The sequence below is a fragment of the Pseudomonas karstica genome, from assembly GCF_009707515.1.
GTDB classification, from domain to species: domain Bacteria; phylum Pseudomonadota; class Gammaproteobacteria; order Pseudomonadales; family Pseudomonadaceae; genus Aquipseudomonas; species Aquipseudomonas karstica.
Window position 1 is genome coordinate 110,624 of sequence record NZ_WLYI01000004.1, and the last position, 21,770, is coordinate 132,393.

19 protein-coding genes and 1 pseudogene are annotated in these 21,770 nt (G+C 60.8%); 13 read left to right on the plus strand and 7 right to left on the minus strand.

Features of this window, described 5'->3' with window-relative positions:
* Positions 1-5: 5 nt before the first annotated feature.
* Positions 6-677 (minus strand): ribose-5-phosphate isomerase RpiA, encoded by a 672-nt coding sequence (rpiA, locus tag GIR22_RS04505; RefSeq protein WP_131697546.1) that lies wholly within the window; start codon positions 675-677, stop codon positions 6-8.
* A gap of 136 nt (positions 678-813) precedes the next feature.
* On the opposite strand from rpiA, the gene ilvA reads away from it, so the two are divergent.
* Complete coding sequence (gene ilvA / locus GIR22_RS04510; RefSeq protein ID WP_154742154.1) at positions 814-2,328, plus strand: threonine ammonia-lyase, biosynthetic; 1,515 nt, start codon at positions 814-816, stop codon at positions 2,326-2,328.
* Between the two features lie 40 nt (positions 2,329-2,368).
* Positions 2,369-2,782: a DUF2269 family protein gene (locus GIR22_RS04515; protein ID WP_154742155.1), complete on the plus strand. Its 414-nt coding sequence runs from the start codon at positions 2,369-2,371 to the stop codon at positions 2,780-2,782.
* 16 nt (positions 2,783-2,798) lie between these two features.
* On the opposite strand, the pseudogene GIR22_RS26280 reads toward GIR22_RS04515, so the two are convergent.
* A pseudogene (locus GIR22_RS26280) lies at positions 2,799-2,885 on the minus strand (outer membrane lipoprotein carrier protein LolA); the annotation flags it as partial.
* A 34-nt stretch (positions 2,886-2,919) separates the two neighbouring features.
* Complete coding sequence (locus GIR22_RS04520; protein WP_154742156.1) at positions 2,920-3,576, minus strand: histidinol-phosphatase; 657 nt, start codon at positions 3,574-3,576, stop codon at positions 2,920-2,922.
* Between the two features lie 143 nt (positions 3,577-3,719).
* On the opposite strand from GIR22_RS04520, the gene GIR22_RS04525 reads away from it, so the two are divergent.
* Both GIR22_RS04525 and ptsP read left to right on the plus strand, forming a co-directional pair.
* Positions 3,720-4,199, plus strand: coding sequence for an RNA pyrophosphohydrolase (locus GIR22_RS04525; RefSeq protein WP_003176750.1), 480 nt, complete (start codon positions 3,720-3,722; stop codon positions 4,197-4,199).
* Positions 4,200-4,221: 22 nt separating this feature from the next.
* The gene (gene ptsP, locus GIR22_RS04530; protein WP_154742158.1) at positions 4,222-6,501 is read left to right on the plus strand and encodes a phosphoenolpyruvate--protein phosphotransferase; all 2,280 of its coding nucleotides are present in this window, start codon (positions 4,222-4,224) and stop codon (positions 6,499-6,501) included.
* 90 nt (positions 6,502-6,591) lie between these two features.
* On the opposite strand, the gene GIR22_RS04535 is transcribed toward ptsP, so the two are convergent.
* Positions 6,592-7,338, minus strand: a complete 747-nt coding sequence (locus GIR22_RS04535) for an NRDE family protein (protein WP_154742159.1) — start codon at positions 7,336-7,338, stop codon at positions 6,592-6,594.
* Between the two features lie 205 nt (positions 7,339-7,543).
* Here GIR22_RS04535 and lgt point away from each other — a divergent pair, with 205 nt between their 5' ends.
* Both lgt and GIR22_RS04545 read left to right on the plus strand, forming a co-directional pair.
* Positions 7,544-8,356, plus strand: coding sequence for a prolipoprotein diacylglyceryl transferase (gene lgt / locus GIR22_RS04540; protein WP_154742160.1), 813 nt, complete (start codon positions 7,544-7,546; stop codon positions 8,354-8,356).
* A gap of 51 nt (positions 8,357-8,407) precedes the next feature.
* Positions 8,408-9,379 carry a thymidylate synthase gene (locus GIR22_RS04545; RefSeq protein WP_154742161.1) on the plus strand — a complete coding sequence of 324 codons (972 nt, stop codon included), beginning with the start codon at positions 8,408-8,410 and terminating at the stop codon, positions 9,377-9,379.
* A 126-nt stretch (positions 9,380-9,505) separates the two neighbouring features.
* Here the strand turns inward: GIR22_RS04545 and cadR are convergent, their stop codons facing one another.
* The gene (gene cadR, locus GIR22_RS04550) at positions 9,506-9,955 is read right to left on the minus strand and encodes a Cd(II)/Pb(II)-responsive transcriptional regulator (protein ID WP_154742162.1); all 450 of its coding nucleotides are present in this window, start codon (positions 9,953-9,955) and stop codon (positions 9,506-9,508) included.
* A gap of 84 nt (positions 9,956-10,039) precedes the next feature.
* On the opposite strand from cadR, the gene GIR22_RS04555 reads away from it, so the two are divergent.
* From GIR22_RS04555 to GIR22_RS04585, 7 genes are all read left to right on the plus strand, one after another.
* The gene (locus GIR22_RS04555) at positions 10,040-12,340 is read left to right on the plus strand and encodes a heavy metal translocating P-type ATPase (protein ID WP_154742163.1); all 2,301 of its coding nucleotides are present in this window, start codon (positions 10,040-10,042) and stop codon (positions 12,338-12,340) included.
* 16 nt (positions 12,341-12,356) lie between these two features.
* Positions 12,357-13,220, plus strand: coding sequence for a LysR substrate-binding domain-containing protein (locus GIR22_RS04560; protein ID WP_178122085.1), 864 nt, complete (start codon positions 12,357-12,359; stop codon positions 13,218-13,220).
* A 196-nt stretch (positions 13,221-13,416) separates the two neighbouring features.
* Positions 13,417-14,481 carry a putative 2-aminoethylphosphonate ABC transporter ATP-binding protein gene (locus GIR22_RS04565; protein ID WP_154742165.1) on the plus strand — a complete coding sequence of 355 codons (1,065 nt, stop codon included), beginning with the start codon at positions 13,417-13,419 and terminating at the stop codon, positions 14,479-14,481.
* A 1-nt stretch (position 14,482) separates the two neighbouring features.
* A complete protein-coding gene (locus GIR22_RS04570) occupies positions 14,483-16,207 on the plus strand; it encodes a putative 2-aminoethylphosphonate ABC transporter permease subunit (RefSeq protein ID WP_154742166.1) in 1,725 nt (574 codons plus the stop codon).
* Between the two features lie 25 nt (positions 16,208-16,232).
* The gene (locus GIR22_RS04575) at positions 16,233-17,249 is read left to right on the plus strand and encodes a putative 2-aminoethylphosphonate ABC transporter substrate-binding protein (RefSeq protein ID WP_154742167.1); all 1,017 of its coding nucleotides are present in this window, start codon (positions 16,233-16,235) and stop codon (positions 17,247-17,249) included.
* Positions 17,250-17,277: 28 nt separating this feature from the next.
* Positions 17,278-18,414 carry a TIGR03364 family FAD-dependent oxidoreductase gene (locus GIR22_RS04580; RefSeq protein ID WP_178122086.1) on the plus strand — a complete coding sequence of 379 codons (1,137 nt, stop codon included), beginning with the start codon at positions 17,278-17,280 and terminating at the stop codon, positions 18,412-18,414.
* The gene (locus GIR22_RS04585) at positions 18,411-18,983 is read left to right on the plus strand and encodes a phosphonate degradation HD-domain oxygenase (protein ID WP_154742168.1); all 573 of its coding nucleotides are present in this window, start codon (positions 18,411-18,413) and stop codon (positions 18,981-18,983) included. Before GIR22_RS04580 ends, GIR22_RS04585 begins: the two co-directional genes overlap by 4 nt.
* Here the strand turns inward: GIR22_RS04585 and GIR22_RS04590 are convergent.
* Both GIR22_RS04590 and GIR22_RS04595 read right to left on the minus strand, forming a co-directional pair.
* Positions 18,962-20,329 (minus strand): DUF3482 domain-containing protein, encoded by a 1,368-nt coding sequence (locus GIR22_RS04590; RefSeq protein WP_154742169.1) that lies wholly within the window; start codon positions 20,327-20,329, stop codon positions 18,962-18,964. The genes GIR22_RS04585 and GIR22_RS04590 overlap by 22 nt on opposite strands.
* Positions 20,322-21,701 (minus strand): DUF2868 domain-containing protein, encoded by a 1,380-nt coding sequence (locus GIR22_RS04595; RefSeq protein ID WP_178122087.1) that lies wholly within the window; start codon positions 21,699-21,701, stop codon positions 20,322-20,324. The genes GIR22_RS04590 and GIR22_RS04595 overlap by 8 nt, the downstream gene beginning before the upstream one ends.
* Positions 21,702-21,770: the final 69 nt, after the last annotated feature.

Genomic DNA, 21,770 nt, shown 5'->3' on the forward strand with positions numbered 1-21,770 from the left:
ACACGTCACGCCTTGAGGGTCTTCACGCCTTCAGCAGTACCCAGCAGCAACACATCGGCCGGGCGCGCCGCAAACAAACCATTGGTGACCACGCCGACGATGGCATTGATCTGTGTCTCCAGTTCCACCGGGTTGGTGATCTGCATATTGAACACGTCGAGGATGATGTTGCCGTTGTCGGTCAGCACACCTTCGCGGTACACCGGGTCGCCGCCCAGTTTCACCAGTTCGCGGGCCACGTGGCTGCGGGCCATGGGAATCACTTCCACCGGCAACGGGAACGCGCCGAGGACGGGTACCAATTTGCTGGCATCGGCGATGCAGATGAAGGTCTTGGCCACGGCCGCGACGATCTTCTCGCGGGTCAAGGCAGCACCGCCGCCCTTGATCAGGTTCAAGTGTTCGTCGCTTTCATCAGCGCCGTCGACGTAGAACTCCAGGTCGCTGACTGTGTTCAGCTCATATACCGGAATACCGTGCCCCTTGAGCCGTGCAGCAGTGGCTTCGGAACTGGCCACCGCACCGTCGAACGCACCTTTGTGCCGGGCCAGCGCATCGATGAAGCAATTGGCGGTGGAGCCGGTGCCGACACCGACGATGCTTTTGTCGTCGAGTTTGGGAAGGATTAAATCGACAGCGGCCTGGGCCACTGCCTGTTTGAGTTGATCCTGGGTCATGCGGGCTCCGGAACGGGCGGGGAGTAAAGAGGGGCGCGAGTATAACCTAACAAAACCTCTGCATTCGTGTGGTCGCCCGGCCAAACGCTGGGTTAGACTCCTTGGCCCTGCCCAACCCGCTCAGTGAGCCTTTCCGATGCTCGAACAGTACGTCAAGAAGATCCTCACATCGCGCGTTTATGACGTTGCCGTAGAAACTCCGTTGCAGACCGCCCGCCAGCTCTCCGAGCGGTTGGGCAACAAGGTCTGGCTCAAGCGCGAAGACTTGCAGCCGGTGTTTTCCTTCAAGATTCGCGGCGCTTACAACAAGCTGACCCAACTGACGGCCGAAGAGCGCGCTCGCGGCGTGGTCACTGCTTCGGCTGGCAATCACGCCCAGGGCCTGGCCCTGGCGGCCAAGGTGCTGGGGGTCAAGGCCACTATCGTGATGCCCAAGACCACCCCGGAGATCAAGGTCGAAGGCGTGCGCTCCCGTGGCGGCAAAGTGGTGCTGCACGGTGATTCTTTCCCAGAGGCCCTGGCGTATTCGCTGAAACTGGTCGACGAAAAAGGCTACGTCTACATTCACCCTTACGATGATCCGCACACGATTGCCGGGCAGGGCACCGTGGCGATGGAGATTCTGCGCCAGCATCCAGGGCCGCTGGACGCGATATTCGTGCCGGTGGGCGGTGGCGGGCTGATCGCCGGTATTGCGGCCTACGTGAAATACCTGCGGCCAGAGATCAAGATCATCGGCGTCGAACCGGACGACTCCAACTGCCTGCAAGCGGCCATGGCTGCCGGTGAGCGCGTGGTGCTGCCGTCCGTGGGCCTTTTCGCCGACGGCGTGGCCGTGGCGCAGATCGGCCAACACACCTTCGATATCTGCAAAGACTATGTGGATGAAGTGATCACCGTCAGTACCGATGAAATCTGCGCGGCGATCAAGGATATCTACGACGACACCCGTTCGATCACTGAACCGGCGGGTGCCCTGGGCGTGGCAGGGATCAAGAAGTACGTCGAGACCCGTGGTGTGACCGGGCAGAGCCTGGTGGCTATCGATTCCGGGGCCAACGTCAACTTCGACCGCCTGCGCCACGTCGCCGAGCGTGCCGAATTGGGCGAAGGTCGCGAAGCGATTATTGCCGTGACCATCCCCGAGAAACCGGGCAGCTTCAAGGCGTTCTGCGAAGCGGTGGGCAAGCGCCAGATCACCGAATTTAACTACCGCTACCACTCCGGCAGCGAAGCGCACATTTTTGTCGGGGTGCAGACCCACCCGGAAAATGACCCGCGCAGTGTCTTGGTCGCCAGTCTCATCAGCCAGGGCCTCCCGGTGCTGGACCTGACGGAAAACGAACTGGCCAAGCTGCATATTCGTCATATGGTCGGCGGTCATGCGGCGCGGGTCAGTGATGAACTGGTGTTTCGTTTCGAGTTCCCGGAGCGTCCGGGTGCGCTGTTCAACTTCCTCAACAAATTGGGTGGGCGCTGGAACATCTCGATGTTCCACTACCGCAACCATGGCGCGGCCGACGGTCGCGTGGTAGCCGGGCTGCAAGTACCGGATAACGAGCGTCATCTGGTACCCGCGGCGCTGGCAGAAATCGGCTACCCGTATTGGGATGAAAGCGACAACCCGGCCTATCAACTGTTTCTCGGTTGAGCGACTACGCTGATTGAGCGGCCTTTAAGGAATCGAGAATATGGAAACGCTGACCACCCTGAAAGTCATTCACGTTGTCGCCACGGTGCTGTTGCTTGCCAGCGGGCTGGCGCTGGCCGTGCTGGCTTGGCGCAAACGCAGTGCCGGCCCGGCCTATACCGTGCAGCGCCCGTGGGTGTTTATCTGGTTGTTGATGGGGATAAGCCTGGTGAGCATGCCGTTCACCGGCTGGTGGTTGGTGCATTTGATTGGCTGGCCGTTGGGGCAGACCTGGATTCTGGGTTCCAGTGTGATCTATACCGTGGCGGCGTTGAGCTGGTTCTGGTTGGTGGTGCGGCTCAATCGACTGCGCTTGGGCGGGGCAGGCAGCCTGAATTTCACCTTGGCGCTGGCTGTGGTCAGCTTGGTGGGGTTCGTGGCGATTGCCGGATTGATGGGCGCCAAGCCTGTCTGACGCGAACCAACCTCGCTGTAGGAGCGAGCTTGCTCGCGAAAAACTTGAGGGCGCCGCGGGGAATCAGATTCCCCGCGTTATCATTAACGTTTTTCGCGAGCAAGAACTGGGCGTCCCCTCGCTTCTACAGGTGGTCATCAGCTGCGCAGGGTGATCACCGGCCAGCCGCGCTTCTCGGCTTCGGCCCGTAGATTCGGGTCCGGGTCCACCGCCACGGGATGCGTCACCTGCTCCAGCAGCGGCAAGTCATTCATTGAGTCGCTATAGAAATAGCTGTCTTCAAGGCTGTGCCCCGTCTCTTCCAACCAACGGTTCAAGCGCGTCACCTTGCCCTCGCGAAAGCACGGAATATCCGTACTGCGCCCGGTGTATCGGCCATCGGCCATCTCGCACTCGGTAGCGATCAGGGTTTCAACCCCCAAGCGTGCAGCGATCGGTGCCGTGACAAAGCGATTGGTGGCCGTGATGATCACCAGCTTGTCGCCGGCATCCCGATGCTTGGCCAGCAACTCAACTGCCTGGGGCAGCATGATCGGTTCGATGCAGTCGCGCATGTAGTCCAGGTGCCACTCGTCGAGCTGGGCCATTTCGGTACGGCCGAGGATTTCCAGGCAGAAGTTCAGGTAGGCGGCATTGTCCAGCTTGCCCGCCAGGTAGTCCTGGTAGAACTCGTCGTTACGGGTTTTGTAGGCGACGGCATCAAGGATACCTCGCTCGCACAGGTAATCACCCCAGGCGTGGTCACTGTCGCCGCCCAAAAGCGTGTTGTCCAAGTCGAATAAAGCCAGGCGCATTGCGGTTACTCGCTGAAAAGTCTGTAAAAAGACGTCCAGAATACGGTCTTTTCACAAGAGTGCACATAAGGTAAGCAGCTTCGTTGCCGCTGCAACAAGCTTTGTGGAACAATGCGACGACATGCGTTTGCGAGGTTGTTGCCGTGATCGACCCCGATGGTTTCCGTCCTAATGTCGGGATTATTCTTACGAATGATGCCGGACAGGTGCTATGGGCTCGCCGTATCAACCAAGATGCCTGGCAGTTTCCTCAGGGTGGAATCAACCCCGATGAAACCCCTGAAGATGCCTTGTACCGTGAGTTGAACGAAGAAGTAGGCCTTGAACGTGAAGATGTGCAAATTCTCGCCTGTACCCGAGGCTGGTTGCGTTATCGTTTGCCGCAACGGCTGGTGCGTACCCACAGCCAACCGCTGTGCATCGGCCAGAAACAGAAATGGTTTCTCCTGCGCCTGATCTCCAACGAGCAGCGGGTGCGGATGGATTTGACCGGTAAACCGGAGTTCGATGGCTGGCGTTGGGTCAGTTATTGGTATCCGTTGGGCCAGGTGGTGACATTCAAGCGCGAGGTTTATCGTCGCGCTCTCAAAGAGCTTGCCCCGCGCCTTTTAGCGCGCGACTGACGACGGAGTTCGACCCCGAGCCATGCTCAATACGCTGCGCAAGATCGTCCAGGAAGTTAACTCCGCCAAGGATCTCAATGCGGCGTTGGGGATTATTGTGCTGCGCGTCAAGGAAGCCATGGGCAGCCAGGTTTGCTCGGTTTACCTGCTGGACCCCGAGACCAACCGCTTTGTCCTGATGGCCACGGAGGGCTTGAACAAGCGCTCCATCGGCAAGGTCAGCATGGCGCCCAATGAAGGTCTGGTGGGCCTGGTGGGGACGCGTGAAGAACCCCTGAACCTCGAAAACGCCGCCGGTCACCCACGCTACCGCTACTTTGCTGAAACCGGCGAAGAGCGCTATGCCTCGTTCCTCGGTGCACCGATCATTCACCATCGCCGCGTTGTCGGCGTGTTGGTCATCCAGCAGAAAGAGCGCCGCCAGTTCGATGAAGGTGAAGAAGCCTTCCTCGTCACCATGAGTGCGCAACTGGCCGGGGTTATCGCCCACGCCGAAGCGACTGGCTCGATTCGTGGCCTGGGCCGCCAGGGCAAGGGTATCCAGGAAGCAAAATTCGTCGGTGTACCCGGTTCGTCTGGCGCTGCCATCGGCACGGCGGTGGTCATGCTGCCGCCGGCCGACCTAGATGTGGTGCCGGACAAGACCATCACCGACATCGATGCTGAAATCAAACTGTTCAAGACTGCCCTCGATGGGGTGCGCAACGATATGCGCAATCTGTCGACCAAGTTGGCAACCCAGTTGCGTCCCGAAGAACGGGCATTGTTCGATGTGTACCTGATGATGCTCGACGACGCGTCCCTGGGCAGCGAAGTCAAGAACGTGATCAAGACCGGCCAATGGGCCCAGGGCGCGTTGCGCCAGGTGGTCACCGATCACGTCAACCGGTTTGAGTTGATGGACGACGCCTACTTGCGTGAGCGCGCGTCCGACGTGAAGGACCTCGGCCGTCGTCTGCTGGCCTATTTGCAGGAAGAGCGCTCCACCTCGCTGGTCTATCCCGACAACACCATCCTGATCAGTGAAGAGCTGACCGCCACCATGCTCGGTGAAGTGCCGGAAGGCAAACTGGTAGGCCTGGTCTCGGTGTTGGGTTCGGGCAACTCCCACGTCGCAATCCTGGCCCGGGCCATGGGTATTCCGACGGTGATGGGCCTGGTGGACCTGCCGTATTCCAAGGTCGACGGCATCGGCATGATCGTCGACGGGCATCGTGGTGAGGTATTCACAAACCCCAGCGATGCGTTGCGCAAGCAGTACGCCGAACTGGTCGAGGAAGAACGCCAACTGTCCCAGGGCCTCGACGCCCTGCGGGAGCTGCCGTGCGTGACCCTTGACGGCCACCGCGTGCCGCTGCTGGTCAACACCGGCCTGCTGGCGGACGTGGCACGTGCTCAACAGCGTGGCGCTGAAGGGGTGGGGCTGTACCGCACCGAAGTGCCGTTCATGATCAACCAGCGTTTTCCGAGCGAGAAGGAGCAGCTGGCGATTTATCGCGAGCAACTGTCCGCCTTCCATCCGCTGCCGGTGACGATGCGCAGCCTGGATATCGGCGGCGACAAGTCACTGTCTTATTTCCCCATCAAGGAAGATAACCCCTTCCTTGGCTGGCGCGGCATCCGCGTTACCCTCGACCACCCCGAAATCTTCCTCGTCCAGACCCGGGCCATGCTCAAGGCCAGCGAAGGCCTGAACAACCTGCGCATCCTGTTGCCAATGATCTCCGGCACCCACGAGCTGGAAGAAGCCCTGCACCTGATTCACCGGGCCTGGGGTGAAGTGCGCGACGAAGGGTCCGACGTGCCGATGCCGCCGATTGGCGTGATGATCGAAATCCCGGCAGCGGTGTACCAGGCCAAGGAGCTGGCGCGGCAGGTGGACTTCCTCTCTGTCGGCTCCAATGACTTGACCCAGTACTTGCTGGCGGTAGACCGTAATAACCCGCGGGTGGCGGATTTGTACGACTACTTGCACCCGGCGGTGCTGCAAGCCTTGCAGCATGTGGTGCGTGACGCCCATGCCGAAGGCAAGCCGGTGAGTATCTGCGGTGAAATGGCCGGCGACCCGGCGGCGGCGGTACTGTTGATGGCGATGGGTTTTGACAGCCTGTCGATGAACGCTACCAACCTGCCCAAGGTGAAGTGGATGTTGCGCCAGATCAACCTGAGCCGGGCCAAGGAGTTGCTGGCGGAGCTGATGACCATCGACAACCCGCAAGTTATCCACAGCTCGCTGCAACTGGCGCTGAAAAACCTGGGATTGGCGCGGATGATCAACCCGGCTTCGGCAAAAACCCTGTAGGCGCCAGCTTGCTCGCAATGGGCGTTAATGATGACGCGGGGAATCAGGCTCCCCGCGGTACTCTCAGGTTTCTCGCGAGCAAGCTCGCGCCTACAGTTTGATCTCCACCTCGCCCAACTGCCCGCCGTACGGCCCAAAACTGCGCTCCACCATATGCCGCGCGCCATTCGCACTCACAATCAACGCCGTACTCGCCCGGGTCCCATAACTGGGGCTGGCAATAAACACACTCGATAACAGGCTTTCAGTGGCCAATCCCACGCCGGTGTCCGGCAAGTCGGCAAAGGGCGCAGTGTGTGGGTCGCTCAAGATCGCCAGTAACGCCTCGGGCCGTGGGTCCGTCAGCACCTCGCTCAGTGCCGCCTTGGCTTTGAGCAGTTTGGGCCACGGTGTATCAAGCCCGGCATTGGATAACCCATAAACACCCGACACCAATTGGGTGGGCGTCGATTCATTGGCGTTGTAATGCCACAGCTCATCCTGCGTACCCACTAGCAGGTTAAACCCGGCGTATTCAATCGATCTGCCGTTAACGTCGGCCAAATAGTCCTCAATAGCCAGTGAACCACTGAGAAATCGCGCCACCAACTCCCCTCTGGACTTGCGTGCCGGCGGCTGGTGCGGATCGCGAATATTGGTCAGCGCCGCAAAGCGCCCCTCAGCGCCAATCCCCAGCCAGGTACCGCCCGCTTCCTGGTCCCGACCGGCGTAAACGTGTGGTACATCCAGCCATTGGGCCAGCGGCAAACTGGGGCGGGCATAGAACTCATCACGGTTGGCCGCGACGACCAGCGGTTGGGTGTGACCCGGCCGCCAGGCAAAAACAATCAGGCACATAAGGCGATCCCTTGGTGTTTTTCCCCACTCTACCCAGAGAACCGCCGGCTATCCATCGATCCAGTTGGGCCGCACGCCTTCCATCCGTTAACATGCCGGTCTGATTGTGGGGCTCCCCCTTGAATTTTTGCTTTGACGAAATACTGGCTTAATCGCGCACCGGCAGGGTCCGTGCGCAATAACGATGATTTAACGAGGAGTCGCAATGCTGCCTTACCCGCAGATCGACCCGGTGGCCTTGGCCATCGGTCCGCTGAAAATCCACTGGTACGGGTTGATGTACCTGATTGGCATCGGCGGTGCCTGGCTGCTGGCCTCCCGGCGCCTGAACCGTTTCGACCCGACCTGGACCAAGGAGAAACTCTCCGACATGGTGTTCTGGATGTCGATGGGGGTGATCGTTGGCGGGCGCCTGGGGTATGTGCTGTTCTACGACCTGAGTGCCTACATTGCCAACCCGACCCTGATCTTCGAGGTATGGAAGGGTGGCATGGCGTTCCACGGTGGCTTTATCGGCGTGATGATCGCGGCCTGGTGGTTTGGCCGGCGCAATGGCAAGTCGTTCTTCCAACTGATGGACTTCGTTGCCCCGATGGTGCCGATCGGCCTGGGCGCCGGACGCATTGGCAACTTCATCAATGCCGAGCTGTGGGGCAAGCCGACTGACGTGCCGTGGGCCATGGTGTTCCCAGCGTTCAGCGACCCGGCGCAACTGCCGCGCCATCCGTCGCAGCTGTACCAGTTCGCCCTGGAAGGGGTGGCACTGTTCCTCATTCTCTACATCTTCTCGCGCAAGCCACGGCCTACCATGGCAGTGTCGGGGATGTTCGCGTTGTTCTATGGGATCTTCCGCTTTATCGTCGAGTTCGTGAGGGTGCCGGATGCACAACTGGGCTACCTGGCGTTTGGCTGGGTGACCATGGGCCAGGTCCTCAGTATTCCGATGATCCTGGCCGGTCTGGGTCTGCTGTGGTGGGCTTACAACCGCCCGCAACCGATCAAAAACACCGCGCTTTAAATTCGAATGCCGAGGCCTGCAGGCCTCGGTTTCAACGATACAGGTACTGTCATGAAGCAATATCTCGACCTGGTGTCCCACGTCATCAAGAACGGCACCAAGCAAGCCAACCGTACGGGTGTGAACACCATCAGCTTTCCTGGTGCGATGTTGCGCTTTGATCTGCAGGAAGGTTTTCCGGCGATCACCACTCGCAAGATGGCTTTCAAGTCGGCCATTGGCGAGATGGTCGGCTTCCTGCGTGGGGTTAACAACGCCGCCGAATTCCGTGCCCTGGGCTGCAAGGTCTGGGACCAGAACGCCAACGAAAACGCCCAGTGGCTGGCCAACCCGTTCCGCCAGGGCGCAGACGACCTGGGCGAGATCTACGGTGTGCAATGGCGTAAATGGCCCGCGTACAAGCAGATTCCGATCAGCAACCAGGCGGCTATCGAGCAGACCCTGGCCCAGGGCTATCGTCAAATCGCTGAAGGTGAGGAAGACGGCCAGGCCTACGTAGTGTTGTACAAGGCCATCGATCAGATTCGTCAGTGCGTCGACACCATCATCAACGATCCGGGCAGCCGTCGTATCCTGTTCCACGGCTGGAACTGCGCCCAGCTTGATGAAATGGCGTTGCCGCCGTGCCACCTGTTGTACCAGTTCCACCCAAATGTCGAGACCAGGGAAATTTCCCTGACCCTTTACATCCGCTCCAATGACTTGGGCCTGGGCACGCCGTTCAACCTGACCGAAGGCGCTGCGCTACTAAGCCTGATCGGTCGCTTGACCGGCTACACGCCGCGCTGGTTCACCTATTTCATCGGTGATGCCCACGTTTACGAAAACCACTTGGACATGCTCAACGAACAGCTCAAGCGCGAGCCGTTTGCGGCACCGAAGCTGGTGATCAGTGACCGGGTGCCGGAGTTCGCCAAGACCGGTGTGTACCAGCCGCAATGGCTGGAGTTGATCGAGCCGAGCGATTTCTCGCTGGAAGGTTACGAGCACCATGCACCGATGACGGCGCCGATGGCGGTGTAACGTTGTAGCCGCTGCCCCGAGGTGTGAGGCTGCGATGGGCTGCGTAGCCGCCCCTTGCGGTCCTGCGGACACGCATCGCAGCCTCGTACCTCGGGGCTGCGGCTAAAAAGCCTTGCGCAGGTTTGATCAATGCCCGTGGCTTCTGCCCACATGGGAAGGCTCAGCTTCACTCGCCGTTACCCCTCCGCTGACTTCCAGTCGCTGCAAAATCGCGCACTGATCAATTCCCGGCCCTTCGCCACAGCGCTGGCGCAGGTCGAGTAACTGCTCCTGCAATGCCAACAACCCATCAATCCGTGCCTTGACGTGGTGGATGTGCTCATCAATCAAGGCATTCACGCTTTCGCACTGATCCTGGGGGCTGTCGCGCAAACCCAGCAAGCTACGGATTTCTTCCAGGGTCATGTCCAGGCTGCGGCAATTGCGGATGAAGGTCAGCCGCTCGGTGTGGGCCTGGGTGTACAAACGGTAATTGCCCTCGCTGCGTGCAGGTAGCGGCAGCAAGCCTTCTTTCTCGTAATAACGGATGGTTTCCACTTGGCAATCCGTCAGTTTTGCCAATTCCCCGATCTTCATCGCAGCAATCTCCAAAAGGGTGCTTGACCCTATAGTGGCTACAGGGTCTTTACTTGGCAACAGGCACCTTTACGGACGCGACCAATGAGCGACTCCCTTCATACCCGAAACAAGGACCATGCTGGCCACGATCACGATCACGATCACGATCACGATCACGATCACGATCACGATCACGACGCCAAGCTCAAGCCAGTGCAAAAGCATGCTCACGCCAGCCATGGTAGCTCTTGCTGTTCCAGCTCGGCTGCGCCTGTACGGGTGGCGCTGAGCGGGGCGTCCACCGCCGGTTCGCGGCTGAGCACCTTCCGCATTGAAGCCATGGACTGCCCCACCGAGCAAACGCTGATCCAGAACAAACTGGGCAAGTTGGCCGGCGTGCAACAACTGGAATTCAACCTGATCAATCGCATTCTCGGCGTGACTCACGACCTGCCGACCACGGCGCCGATCGTCGATGCCATCAAATCCTTGGGCATGCAGGCTGATCCTATCGAAGAAGGTGTTGCCCCCGCCGCCCCTCCTGTCAAGAAACACTGGTGGCCGCTGGCCGTGTCCGGTGTCGCGGCCCTGGGCGCCGAAGTGTTGCACTTCACCAGCGCTGCTCCGAACTGGGTGATTGCGGTGGTGGCATTGGTGTCGATCCTCAGCGGCGGCCTTACCACTTATAAAAAGGGCTGGATTGCCCTGAAAAACCTCAACCTCAACATTAACGCGCTGATGAGTATCGCCGTGACGGGGGCGATTCTGATCGGGCAGTGGCCGGAAGCGGCCATGGTGATGTTTCTGTTTACCCTGGCCGAGTTGATCGAAGCCAAGTCCCTTGATCGCGCACGCAATGCCATCAGCGGCTTGATGCAGATGACGCCGGAGCAGGCCACGGTCCGCCAGGCTGATGGAGCCTGGGTCGAACAGGAAGTGAAAAGCATCGAGTTGGACGCCATCGTGCGGGTTCGCCCCGGCGAGCGTATTGGCCTGGACGGTGAAGTCACTTCCGGCCAATCGACCATCGACCAGGCACCGATCACCGGTGAAAGCCTGCCGATTGAAAAAACCGTGGGCGACAAAGTCTTTGCCGGCACCATTAACCAGGCGGGCTCCCTGGAATACAAAGTCACCGCTGCTGCCAACAACTCCACCCTGGCGCGGATCATCCATGCCGTAGAACAGGCCCAAGGCGCCCGTGCACCGACCCAGCGTTTTGTCGACACGTTCGCCAAGGTCTACACCCCGGTAGTGTTTCTCTTTGCCTTGGGCGTGGCGCTGATTGCGCCACTGTTCATGGGCGGCGTGTGGTTTGACTGGGTCTACCGTGCGTTGGTGCTGCTGGTGGTCGCCTGCCCTTGTGCGCTGGTGATTTCCACCCCGGTGACCATCGTCAGCGGCCTAGCCGCCGCTGCCCGCAAAGGCATCCTGATCAAGGGCGGCGTGTACCTGGAGGGTGGTTACAAGCTTGACTACCTGGCACTGGACAAGACCGGCACCCTCACCCACGGCAAACCGGTGCAAACCGATTACCTGGCGCTGTTCCCCAACGTCGAAGACCGCGCCCCGGCGCTGGCCGCCAGCCTGGCGGGGCGTTCCGACCACCCGGTGTCCCTGGCGATCGCCAATGCGGCTGTGGATAAAAACCTGCCCGTCCATGCTGTGGAAAACTTCGAGGCCTTGACCGGTCGCGGCGTGCGTGGCGAGATCAACGGCGAAACCTATTACTTGGGCAACCACCGCCTGGTGGAGGAGCTGAACTTATGCTCGCCAGCCCTCGAAGAAAAACTCTTTGCCCTGGAAAAACAAGGCAAATCCGTGGTCCTGTTGCTGGACAAGTCCGGCCCGCTGGCACTGTTCGCCGTGGCCGATACGGTGAAAGACAGCAGCCGCGAGGCCATCCAGCAACTGCATGAATTGGGCATCAAGACCCTGATGCTTACCGGCGACAACACCCATACTGCCCAGGCGATTGCCGCCCAGGTGGGTATCGACCAGGCTCAGGGCGACTTGCTGCCCACCGACAAACTGCAAGCCATCGAAGCCCTCTACGGCCAAGGCCACCGGGTCGGCATGGTCGGCGACGGCATCAACGACGCCCCGGCCCTGGCCCGCGCCGAAATCGGCTTTGCCATGGCTGCGGCGGGTACCGACACCGCCATCGAGACCGCCGACGTGGCGCTGATGGACGATGACCTGCGCAAGATTCCGGCATTCATTCGTCTGTCGCGGCAAACGTCGAGTATCCTCAAGCAAAACATCGCCCTGGCGCTGGTGATTAAGGCGATCTTCCTCGTGGTCACGTTCCTGGGCATGGCCACCATGTGGATGGCGGTGTTTGCCGACATGGGCGTGAGCCTGCTGGTGGTATTCAATGGTCTGCGTCTGTTGCGCAAATAGTCGATGAGAGGGTGGTGTGCTGAGTGCCGAGCTGAAGGCGTTTTACATGGTCGCCCGCCTGGGCAGCATTACCCAGGCGGCGAAAAAACTCGGCTTGAGCCAACCCACGGTAACTACGCAGATCCGCCATCTGGAAAGCCAGTACTCAGTGGAGTTGTTCTACCGCGGCGGTCGCCGTCTTACTGTCAGCGATGAAGGTGCGCGGCTGCTGCCGATGGTCAAGGCGTTGTTGCAGCAGGAAAGCGATATCGAGTTTTTCTTGCGCAATAGCGGCCAGGTCCAGGGCGCGTTGCGCATTGCGGCAACGGCGCCGTATTACATCCTCGACCTGGTCAAAGCCTTTCGCGAACGTCTGCCGCAAGTCGAGGTGTCGGTGGAAATCGGCAACTCCCAGCAGGTACTGCAAGCGCTGGAAGACTATCGGGTGGACGTCGCCGTCTCGTCGCAGTTGCTGGAGGACCCTCGGCTGATTCGCCGCGTATTGGGCACCGACCCATTGGTACTGGCGGTGCATCGCCAGCATCCGTTGGCGGTACTGGAGCATGTTCCGCTGAACGCCTTGGCGGGGCACACATTGTTGATGCGTGAAGCCGGTTCAACCACGCGGCGGCTGACCGAAGAAATGCTCAAGGGCGCCGGCGTGAGCTACGGGCCGCTGCTGGAGATTGGCAGCCGGGAGTCGATCCGCGAGGCGGTGCTGCGCAATATCGGCATCAGCATCATCGCTCGCCAGGAAGTGCCCCATGACCCGCAGCTACGGGTATTGACCATCGAAAATGCGCCGCAGATTCCTGAGTATTTGTATTGCCTCAAAGAGCGTAAAGGCGCGCGTTTGCCAGCGGCGTTTCTCGGGCTAGCACAGGAAATGTCACCCCTCTGAACTTGATCGTTCCCACGCTCCGCGTGGGAACGCCTCCCTGGACGTTCCGCGTCCGCTCTTAAAGTCTTGACGCAGAGCGTGGGAGCAATCCTACCCAAATCCATCAATACCACTATCGCTGGGTTTTGCCTTTCTGCCACAACAGGGACGCATTGCCTGCTTAGCATGGCCTTCATCAGTTTGATGAGGTGCCTCCATGAACACAGCCCTGACCAACCCCGGCGCGCCGATGAAGGTGCGCGGTATCCAGAAGCGCTTTGGCGCCTTTACCGCCCTGGACAACGTCTCCCTGGACGTCGCCGCCGGCGAATTGGTGTGCCTGCTGGGCCCGTCGGGGTGTGGCAAGACTACCTTGCTGCGTTGCATCGCCGGCCTGGAGCACCAGGACAGCGGCGAGTTGTACCTGGGCAATCGTGATGTTTCCCGGCTGGCACCCCAGGCGCGGGACTACGGCATTCTGTTCCAGTCCTACGCCTTGTTTCCCAACCTCACTGTCGAAGCCAACATCGGCTACGGCCTGGCCGGCAACGACCGCGACGAAGTGCGCCAGCGGGTCGGGCAAATGCTGGAACTGGTGGGCCTGAGCGGTAGCGAAAAAAAATACCCCAGCCAGCTTTCCGGCGGCCAGCAGCAACGGGTCGCCCTGGCACGTGCCCTGGCGCCGGCACCTTCACTGTTGTTGCTGGACGAACCGATGTCTGCCCTCGACGCCCGGGTTCGCGAGCACCTGTGTACTGAGTTGCGCCAACTGCAACGGCGCCTGGGTATCACCACCTTGATGGTCACTCACAACCAGGACGAGGCCATGTTGATGGCTGACCGCATTGCCGTGATGAACAACGGCAAGGTCGAGCAGTACGCCACGCCTCAGGAAATCTATGATCGCCCGGCGACACCGTTCGTTGCCGAGTTTGTCGGCCAAGGCAATTGGTTGCCCTTCAGCCGCAACAGTGAAAGCCACGCCCAGGTCGGCGGAATGAGCCTGCGCCTGGCCGATGACTGTGGCAAGGCGGCGTCGGGGCGTCTGTTTTGTCGTCCGGAAGCGATCAGCGTCAACCCGCCGGTGCATGAAGAAAACCTGTTCCGGGCCAAAGTCCGCGAAATTACCTTCCTTGGCAATCGCTGCCGCATGAGCTTCGAGCTGGACCAGTTGCCCGGCCATCCGCTGCTGGCCGAACTGACGCCGGAAGCCATGCCACGGCTGGGCGCCCAGGACATCTGGGTCGCGCTGCCGCCCCGCAGCCTGCAGGTGTTTGCCTGATATGGCCGCTGACATGACGCTGCCAATACCCGATAAACAGACTCGCCAGGCCTCCCGTGCCGAACTCGGCGACAGCCTTTTCGTGGTTGGCGGCAAGCTGTTGTGGTTGTGCCTGCTGGGTATCGCGGTATTGCTACCGCTATTGGCCATCTTCTGGCGAGGCTTCAGCTCCGAAGCGGGGCAAGGTGGTGGCCTGGTGGCCGCCAGGGAAATGGTAACCAGCGATAATTTCCATTGGTTGCTGGGCAATAGTCTTAAGGTGTCTCTCAGTGTTGCCGCTATCGTCGTACCGCTGGCTTACCTGTTTGCCTACGCCTTGCAACGCACGTTGATTCCCGGCAAGGCCATTTGGCGTGGGATGTCGCTGCTGCCGTTGATGGCGCCCTCAATGCTGCCGGGCATTGCCCTGGTTTACCTGTTCGGCAATCAGGGCATGCTGCGTGGCTTGCTGTCGGACAACATCTATGGCTTCTGGGGGATTGTCCTCGGTGAAGTGATCTACACCTTCCCCCATGCGCTGATGATTCTGTTATCGGCGCTGTCCCTGGCGGATGCCCGGTTGTTCGACGCGGCCTCAAGCATGGGCGCCAGCCCTGCCCGGGCCTTTCGCAGCATCACCTGGCCGGCTACTCGCCAAGCTGTATTCGCTGCGTTCTGCCTGGTGTTCACCCTGACCATTACCGACTTCGGCGTACCCGTGGTGGTTGGTGGTGATTACCAAGTGTTGGCCCTGGAAGCCTACAAGGCGGTGGTTGGCCAACAGCAATTTGGCCGAGGCGCCTTGATTGGCATGGTCTTGCTGCTGCCGGCGCTGTTCAGCTTTGGTGTTGATGCCTGGCTGCGCCGCCGACATGGCGACTCCATGAGTGGCCGCGCCCAAGTGTTCACGCCTGCGCCATCGCGGCTGCGCGATGGTTGCTACCTGGCCATTGTCTTGCTGATCTGTGCGGTGCTGTTGCTGGTGTTTGGCATGGCCATCTACTCATCGGTGGTGAAGTTCTGGCCCTACAACCTGTCGCTGTCGCTGAACCACTATCAGTTCAACGACACGGCGGGCGGTGGCTGGCTGGCCTATCGCAACAGCTTGAGCATGGCCTTGTGCACGGCGTTGATCGGCAGTGTGCTGATCTTTACCGGTGCCTACCTGATGGAAAAAACCAAGGGGCAACGCGGCCTGAACCTGGCGCTGCGAATGCTCAGTTTCGTACCGATGGCGGTACCTGGCTTGGTACTGGGCCTGGGCTATGTGTTCTTTTTCAACCTCAACGGCAACCCGTTGCATGTGTTGTACGGGACCATGACTCTGCTGGTGGTGTGCACCATTGCGCACTATTTGACCACCGCGCAGATGACTGCCACTACAGCCCTGCGCCAGTTGGACGCTGAATTCGAAGCCGCCGCGCTGTCCCTCAAGGCGCCGTTGTACCGCCACTACTTGCGGGTCACCGTGCCGATTTGCCTGCCGGCGCTGCTGGACATCGTGCGCTACCTGTTCGTCTCGGCGATGACCACTGTCTCGGCAGCGATCTTCCTCTATAGCCCCGACACCATCCTTGCGGCAGTGGCGGTGCTGAATATGGACGATGCCGGCAATGTCGGCGGCGCGGCGGCCATGTCGACCCTGATTCTGTTCACCTCGGCGGGCGTGTCTTTGCTGCTGGCGTGGGCCTCACGCGGCTTGTTGCGCCGCTCTCAGGCCTGGCGCCAAACCGCGCCCGGCCAATAAATCATCCATAGTAAGGAGGTGCACCATGTTCAAGCCCCTGGCGCTGGCCGCTGCTGTGCTCACTGCGTTCAGCCTGAATGCAGTTGCCGCTAAAACCGAGTTGACTGTTTACACGGCCCTCGAAGCCGAGCAATTGAAGACTTACAAGCAGGCCTTCGAAAAGGCCAACCCGGACGTGGAAATCAAATGGGTGCGTGATTCCACCGGGATCATCACCGCCAAGCTTTTGGCCGAGAAAGCCCGCCCGCAAGCCGATGCCGTCTGGGGTCTGGCCGCTTCCAGCCTGGCGATCCTCGACCAGCAAGGCATGCTGCAAACCTACGCTCCGAAAGACCTGGGCAAGATCGGCGTGAATTACCGCGACGCTGCCAACCCACCCGCCTGGGTTGGCATGGACGTTTGGGCCGCGACTATCTGCTTCAACACCATTGAGGCCGAAAAGCAGGGCCTGAGCAAGCCGGTAAGCTGGCAAGACCTGACCAAACCTGAATACAAGGGCAAGATCGTCATGCCGAACCCGGCGTCGTCTGGCACCGGTTTTCTCGATGTCAGCGCCTGGTTGCAGACCTTCGGCGAGAAGCAGGGCTGGCAGTACATGGACGACCTGCACCAGAACATCGGCCAGTACGTTCATTCCGGCTCCAAGCCGTGCAAGCTGGCAGCATCCGGTGAATTCCCGATCGGCATTTCCTTTGAATACCCAGCCGTGCAGCTCAAACGCCAGGGTGCGCCGCTGGATATCGTCCTGCCTAAAGAAGGCCTGGGCTGGGACATCGAAGCCACCGCCGTGATCAAGGGCACCGCCCACGAGGAGGCGGCAAAGAAACTGGCCGACTTCTCCGCAAGCCCCGCCGCGATGGAACTCTACAAGGAAAACTTTGCTGTCCTGGCACAGCCAGGCATCGCCAAGCCGCAGACTGAACTGCCGGCCGACTACGAGCAACGGCTGATCAAGAACGACTTCGCCTGGGCATCGAAAAACCGCGACAGCATCCTGACTGAATGGCGCAAGCGCTATGACGGCAAGTCGGAAAAACAGTAACCCCCGAGCGTGGGAACGAGAGGTATGAGTGAATAACCACAGCGACTTACTGATCATCGGCGCCGGTATCCTTGGCCTGTCCCACGCCTACGCCGCAGCCAAGCGTGGCCTCAAGGTCAAAGTGTTCGAGCGCAGTTCTACACCTTTGGGCGCCTCGGTGCGCAACTTTGGCCAGGCCCTGGTTACCGGCCAGCCGCCTGGAACCATGCTCGAGCTGGCCCGTGAAAGCCGCGATATCTGGGCTCAATGGGCCCAGCTTGCGGGCTTGCAACTCAAGCGTGATGGCTCCTATCTGTTCGCCCGCAACGAAGCGGAAGAGCACCTGCTAGAAGCCTTTTGTGCCGGCCGTGCGCAGGAGCACGGTTATCACGTCGAGTTGCTACAGGGCGCGGCAATGAACGACCTGTACGGCGGCCAATTCCGCCATCATCGTGCTGCGCTCCACGGCCTGGACGATCAACAGGTGTATTCCCGCGAGGCCATCCCGGCACTGATCAGCTACTTGAGCCGGGAGCTCAAGGTGGAGTTTCACTTTTCCACTCTGGTGTGGGACATCGAACCAGGCCAATTGCACAGCACGGCCGGGCGCTTTCGTGGCGAGCAGATCATTGTCTGTTCCGGTCACGACTACCAAACATTGTTGTCCGAGCACATTGGCCGATTGAATCCGCAGATCTGCCACCTGCAAATGCTCCGCGCACGCTCTGAAGTGGATTTGAACCTGCAGCACGCGCTGCTGACAGGCTTGAGTTGCGTGCACTACGGCGCCTTTGCCGATTTGCCGGAGGCGGCGCTGGTGCAGGCGCAAATCCTGCGGGACGCGCCGCACCTGCACGCAAACGGCATCCACTTGTTGATCAGCCCCACGCCTTATGGCGAGTTGATCATCGGTGATTCCCATCACTACGGCAGCGATCCTTCACCCTTCAACGACGAGCAGGTGGACAATTGGATGATCGAGCTGGCCGAACAGACCCTGGGTTGTAAGATACAAGTGCTGGAGCGTTGGCAGGGTGTCTACGGTTCCCGGGGGCCGGGGCCGTTTTCTTTCCTGAGGGCCGCGCCCGGGGTGAGCGTGGCGTTGATGCACACGGGCGTGGGCATGAGCGTCGGGCCGGCGATGGCAGAGCAAAATATCACGGCGTTGTGGGGAGAGGCTGCATGAATCCTGATCAGGTCATTGCGCAAGTGTTCGGTTTATACGAACAGCAGGGTGGTGCCGATTACATTGGTGAACCGGTGTCGCAGATCGAGCACATGTCCCAGGCCGCGCAGCTTGCGATGGCTGAAGGCTTCGATGACGAGGTGGTACTGGCGGCGTTCTTTCACGATATCGGGCATCTGTGCGGCCAGGGCGAGGAGAGCATGGGCGGCTACGGTGTGGTCAGCCATGAACGGCTGGGGGCGGACTATTTACGCCGTGCGGGTTTCAGCGAGCGCATGGCCAAACTGGTGGAATACCACGTGCAAGCCAAGCGTTACCTGACCTTCAGCCAGCCGGACTATTACGCCCGCTTGAGTGAAGCCAGTCGTCGTACCCTGGGTTATCAGGGTGGGGTCATGACGGCAGAAGAGGCACGGGCTTTCGAGCAGGACCCGTTGTGTGACATCAGCCTGCGCATGCGCTATTGGGATGAACAGGCCAAGGAAATGCAGGTGCCGGTGCTGGATCTTGACGTGTTGAAGGTCAAGGCCCGGCAGTTACTGGCAGCTCAGGTTTCGTCCAGGCGCTGAGCCAAGGCTTCGATCTGCTCCTGACGCTCGGCCTGGCTCAGTTTGGCGTGGGGGTTGAGGGACGACCATTGCGGATGGGCGCGGGCTTTGTGTAGCGCCTCTGGCAGCTTGCCTTCGCGCCAGGTCTTGTCCTGGGGAGTCTCGACCTTGATGCTGTGCATCGCCGCGTGGCCGCGCAGGTTCAGGGCCTTGAGCAACTGGCGTTGGCGCAGGGCGAGCAGGCGCAGCACGCTGTCGTCCACGGTCAATTCGCGTTGGCCCTTGATCTTGCCCAGCAGACGGCTGCCGTAGCTGCGCGCGGTTTGCAGAGCGCCACCGGCAATTGCGCCAGCCAGGGCGGCGGCGCCTAGGGTCAACCCACCCACTAACAAGTCCACGCCGGCACCCGCGGCCGCGCCTGCGGCGATCCCGCCACCGACGCGCACACCGAGTTGCTTGAGGGTTTCGGGGTTGAACAAGTCATCGCCCCAGCGCCCGTCCATCAACGGCAAATCACTGGCGGCGGCGTCTTGCGGACGGAAGCCGAACAACTTGAGCAGGGCTTCCACACAGCTCTGTTCGCGCTGGCGTACGGCTTTGCGCAAATCGCTGATGGCTTGCTGTTCATCCTCGGTGAGCACATTGCGGCGGCAGGCAGCGCAGTCGACCAGCAGCTCGGCGATCAATCGCGCGGCGCTTTGCTGGCGGGCTTGGCGTTGGTCTTCCTGGTCAAGGATCAAGCGTTCCAGCTGGGGCCGCGCGTTTTCCAGCAGCAGGGCGAGGCTTTCATAGAGCCGGCGCTCGCCGTCTTCCGGTGGCGCCACGCTGTCGAAGCGCACCAGGGCATGCAGGCCAAGACGGGCCAGGGCCTCGCGCCAGTCCGGCTCGCGGTGGTCACTGCTGCTGACAAAGTTGAGCACTGGCAGCAACGGCTTGCCGCAACTGGCCAGTACTTGCAGTTCGTCGCGATACTTGGCCAGCACCGGTTCACGAGCGTCGATCACGTAGAGGCCGGCATCCGAGGCCAGCAACTGGCGCAGCACCTTGGCTTCCTGTTCGAAACGCTGGCGAGCTTCGCTGCCTTCCAGGAAACGCGCGAGTCTTGCCGGGCCGTCGAGGCGCTCACCGGGACGGTCCAGGCGTTCCAGATAGTCGAGCAGGGTGATAGCGTCTTCCAGGCCAGGGGTGTCGTAGAGCTCCAGCAGGGCTTCGCCGTCAACTGACAGGCGCGCGCCTTCGACATGTCGGGTGGTGCTGGGGCGATGGGAGACTTCGCCAAAACCGACGTCCCGGGTCAGGGTGCGCAACAGCGAGGTCTTGCCGACGTTGGTGTGGCCGACCACGGCGAGCTTCAGCGGTTTAGTCATGACCGGTCTCCAGCCAGTTCAGTGGCGCGTAATCGGCGAACGGCAGTTCAAGTTGTTGCAAGGCGCTATGCCAATCGCCGAGTCGCTCCGCGTCCAATGTTTGCCCCATCGGCGCTTGCAGCAGCCAGACCCGGGTGGCTGTGGCGCTGCGGGCCAGTTCAGCAATCAGCGCCAGGCTGCCGCGATCCGGCGAACGGCGTGGGTCGCAGGCGATAGCCAGGCGCGCAGGCGGGAAGCGGGTCAATTGCTCCAGCAGTTTGTTGCGCGATTCGCGGCTGTCGAGGATACCGGCGTCCTTGACGCTGGCCGGCAGTTTTGGCGGCCAGGGGTGCTGGTCGTCCAGCTCGATGGCTACCAGCAACGCGCCGTCGCTTTGCAGCTCGCTGGCGCCGCCCTCAACCCGATGCAGTTGTTCGGGCGCAGCATCGTTGACGCCGAGGCGCTCGCTGCTGGGCATCAGGTGTTCGCGCAACTGGCTGTAGCCGGGCAGGTTGAGGTCCAGATGCAAGGCGGCACGCCCACGTTTCCAGCGCCACAGGCACAGCAGGGCGAGGACCAGTCGTGGCAGGATGCCATAGACCAGCAACACCCCCACCAGCCAGGCGGCCCAGGCCTGGCGGGCGCTTTCGATATTCAGTGCCGAGTCGCCGCTGGTGCGGATCATCAAGGTGGTGGGGACGTCGAAGCCCAGCAAGGCGGGTAGGGCGCCAAGGGCCTGGGTCACGTTGACGAACGTATCGGCGCCCAGAATGGTGGTTTCCCAGACAAAGCCGTAGCGCCGGGTGGCCAGTAGCGCCAGCAGAATCACCATCGCGCTGAGCAGGGCGAGTAACCACAGGCTGTTGACCAGGATGCCGACGGCCCAGCGATTGAGTTTTTGGCGTTGCAGCAATAACAGAAGTGCCGGTGCCAGTTGCGCGGCCTTGGCGTCGCGGGCGAGTTTTTCACTGAGCCACAACCACAGGCGGCCAAGGCTGGCGCTGTGCTCGCCGGCGAACAGCAGGCCTGAAGCCCAACTCAATAGCAGAATCAGGTTCAGGCCCAGCAGACTGCCCAGGGCCCAGAACACATTGACCGGAGTCAGGCCGTTACCCAGCGCCGCAAAGGCCAGGCCGGCACCGCTGACGATGGCAAGCACTGCCAACAGGATCAATGCCAGTCGTGCCCCTTGCAACCAGTGGCCCAAGGCGTTGCTCAGGCCATCGCGCTCGGCCAGCCATAGCGCACGGTTTTGAATACGCGTGGGCAAGTCGCCGCCAGTGCTGCGGGCCAGGCGATTGGCTTCCTGATCCTCCAGGGGGCCCGCGTGTTCTTCACGCAGGCGCACAGTTTCTGTCAGCCAGAGTTTTTGCAGGGGGTTCAGTGCAGTCACACGCCGTCCTGTTGATAACGTAGGGTTAGAGCATAACCGCTGGAGCGCAGGTTGGGGTATGCCGAGCGC

What these genes read in the sequence shown, in the direction of transcription:
- rpiA (WP_131697546.1), bottom strand. Translation starts at nt 677, where the DNA reads ATGACCCAGGATCAACTCAAACAGGCAGTGGCCCAGGCCGCTGTCGAT.
- ilvA (WP_154742154.1), top strand. Translation starts at nt 814, where the DNA reads ATGCTCGAACAGTACGTCAAGAAGATCCTCACATCGCGCGTTTATGAC.
- GIR22_RS04515 (WP_154742155.1), top strand. Translation starts at nt 2,369, where the DNA reads ATGGAAACGCTGACCACCCTGAAAGTCATTCACGTTGTCGCCACGGTG.
- GIR22_RS04520 (WP_154742156.1), bottom strand. Translation starts at nt 3,576, where the DNA reads ATGCGCCTGGCTTTATTCGACTTGGACAACACGCTTTTGGGCGGCGAC.
- ptsP (WP_154742158.1), top strand. Translation starts at nt 4,222, where the DNA reads ATGCTCAATACGCTGCGCAAGATCGTCCAGGAAGTTAACTCCGCCAAG.
- GIR22_RS04535 (WP_154742159.1), bottom strand. Translation starts at nt 7,338, where the DNA reads ATGTGCCTGATTGTTTTTGCCTGGCGGCCGGGTCACACCCAACCGCTG.
- lgt (WP_154742160.1), top strand. Translation starts at nt 7,544, where the DNA reads ATGCTGCCTTACCCGCAGATCGACCCGGTGGCCTTGGCCATCGGTCCG.
- GIR22_RS04545 (WP_154742161.1), top strand. Translation starts at nt 8,408, where the DNA reads ATGAAGCAATATCTCGACCTGGTGTCCCACGTCATCAAGAACGGCACC.
- cadR (WP_154742162.1), bottom strand. Translation starts at nt 9,955, where the DNA reads ATGAAGATCGGGGAATTGGCAAAACTGACGGATTGCCAAGTGGAAACC.
- GIR22_RS04555 (WP_154742163.1), top strand. Translation starts at nt 10,040, where the DNA reads ATGAGCGACTCCCTTCATACCCGAAACAAGGACCATGCTGGCCACGAT.
- GIR22_RS04565 (WP_154742165.1), top strand. Translation starts at nt 13,417, where the DNA reads ATGAACACAGCCCTGACCAACCCCGGCGCGCCGATGAAGGTGCGCGGT.
- GIR22_RS04570 (WP_154742166.1), top strand. Translation starts at nt 14,483, where the DNA reads ATGGCCGCTGACATGACGCTGCCAATACCCGATAAACAGACTCGCCAG.
- GIR22_RS04575 (WP_154742167.1), top strand. Translation starts at nt 16,233, where the DNA reads ATGTTCAAGCCCCTGGCGCTGGCCGCTGCTGTGCTCACTGCGTTCAGC.
- GIR22_RS04585 (WP_154742168.1), top strand. Translation starts at nt 18,411, where the DNA reads ATGAATCCTGATCAGGTCATTGCGCAAGTGTTCGGTTTATACGAACAG.
- GIR22_RS04590 (WP_154742169.1), bottom strand. Translation starts at nt 20,329, where the DNA reads ATGACTAAACCGCTGAAGCTCGCCGTGGTCGGCCACACCAACGTCGGC.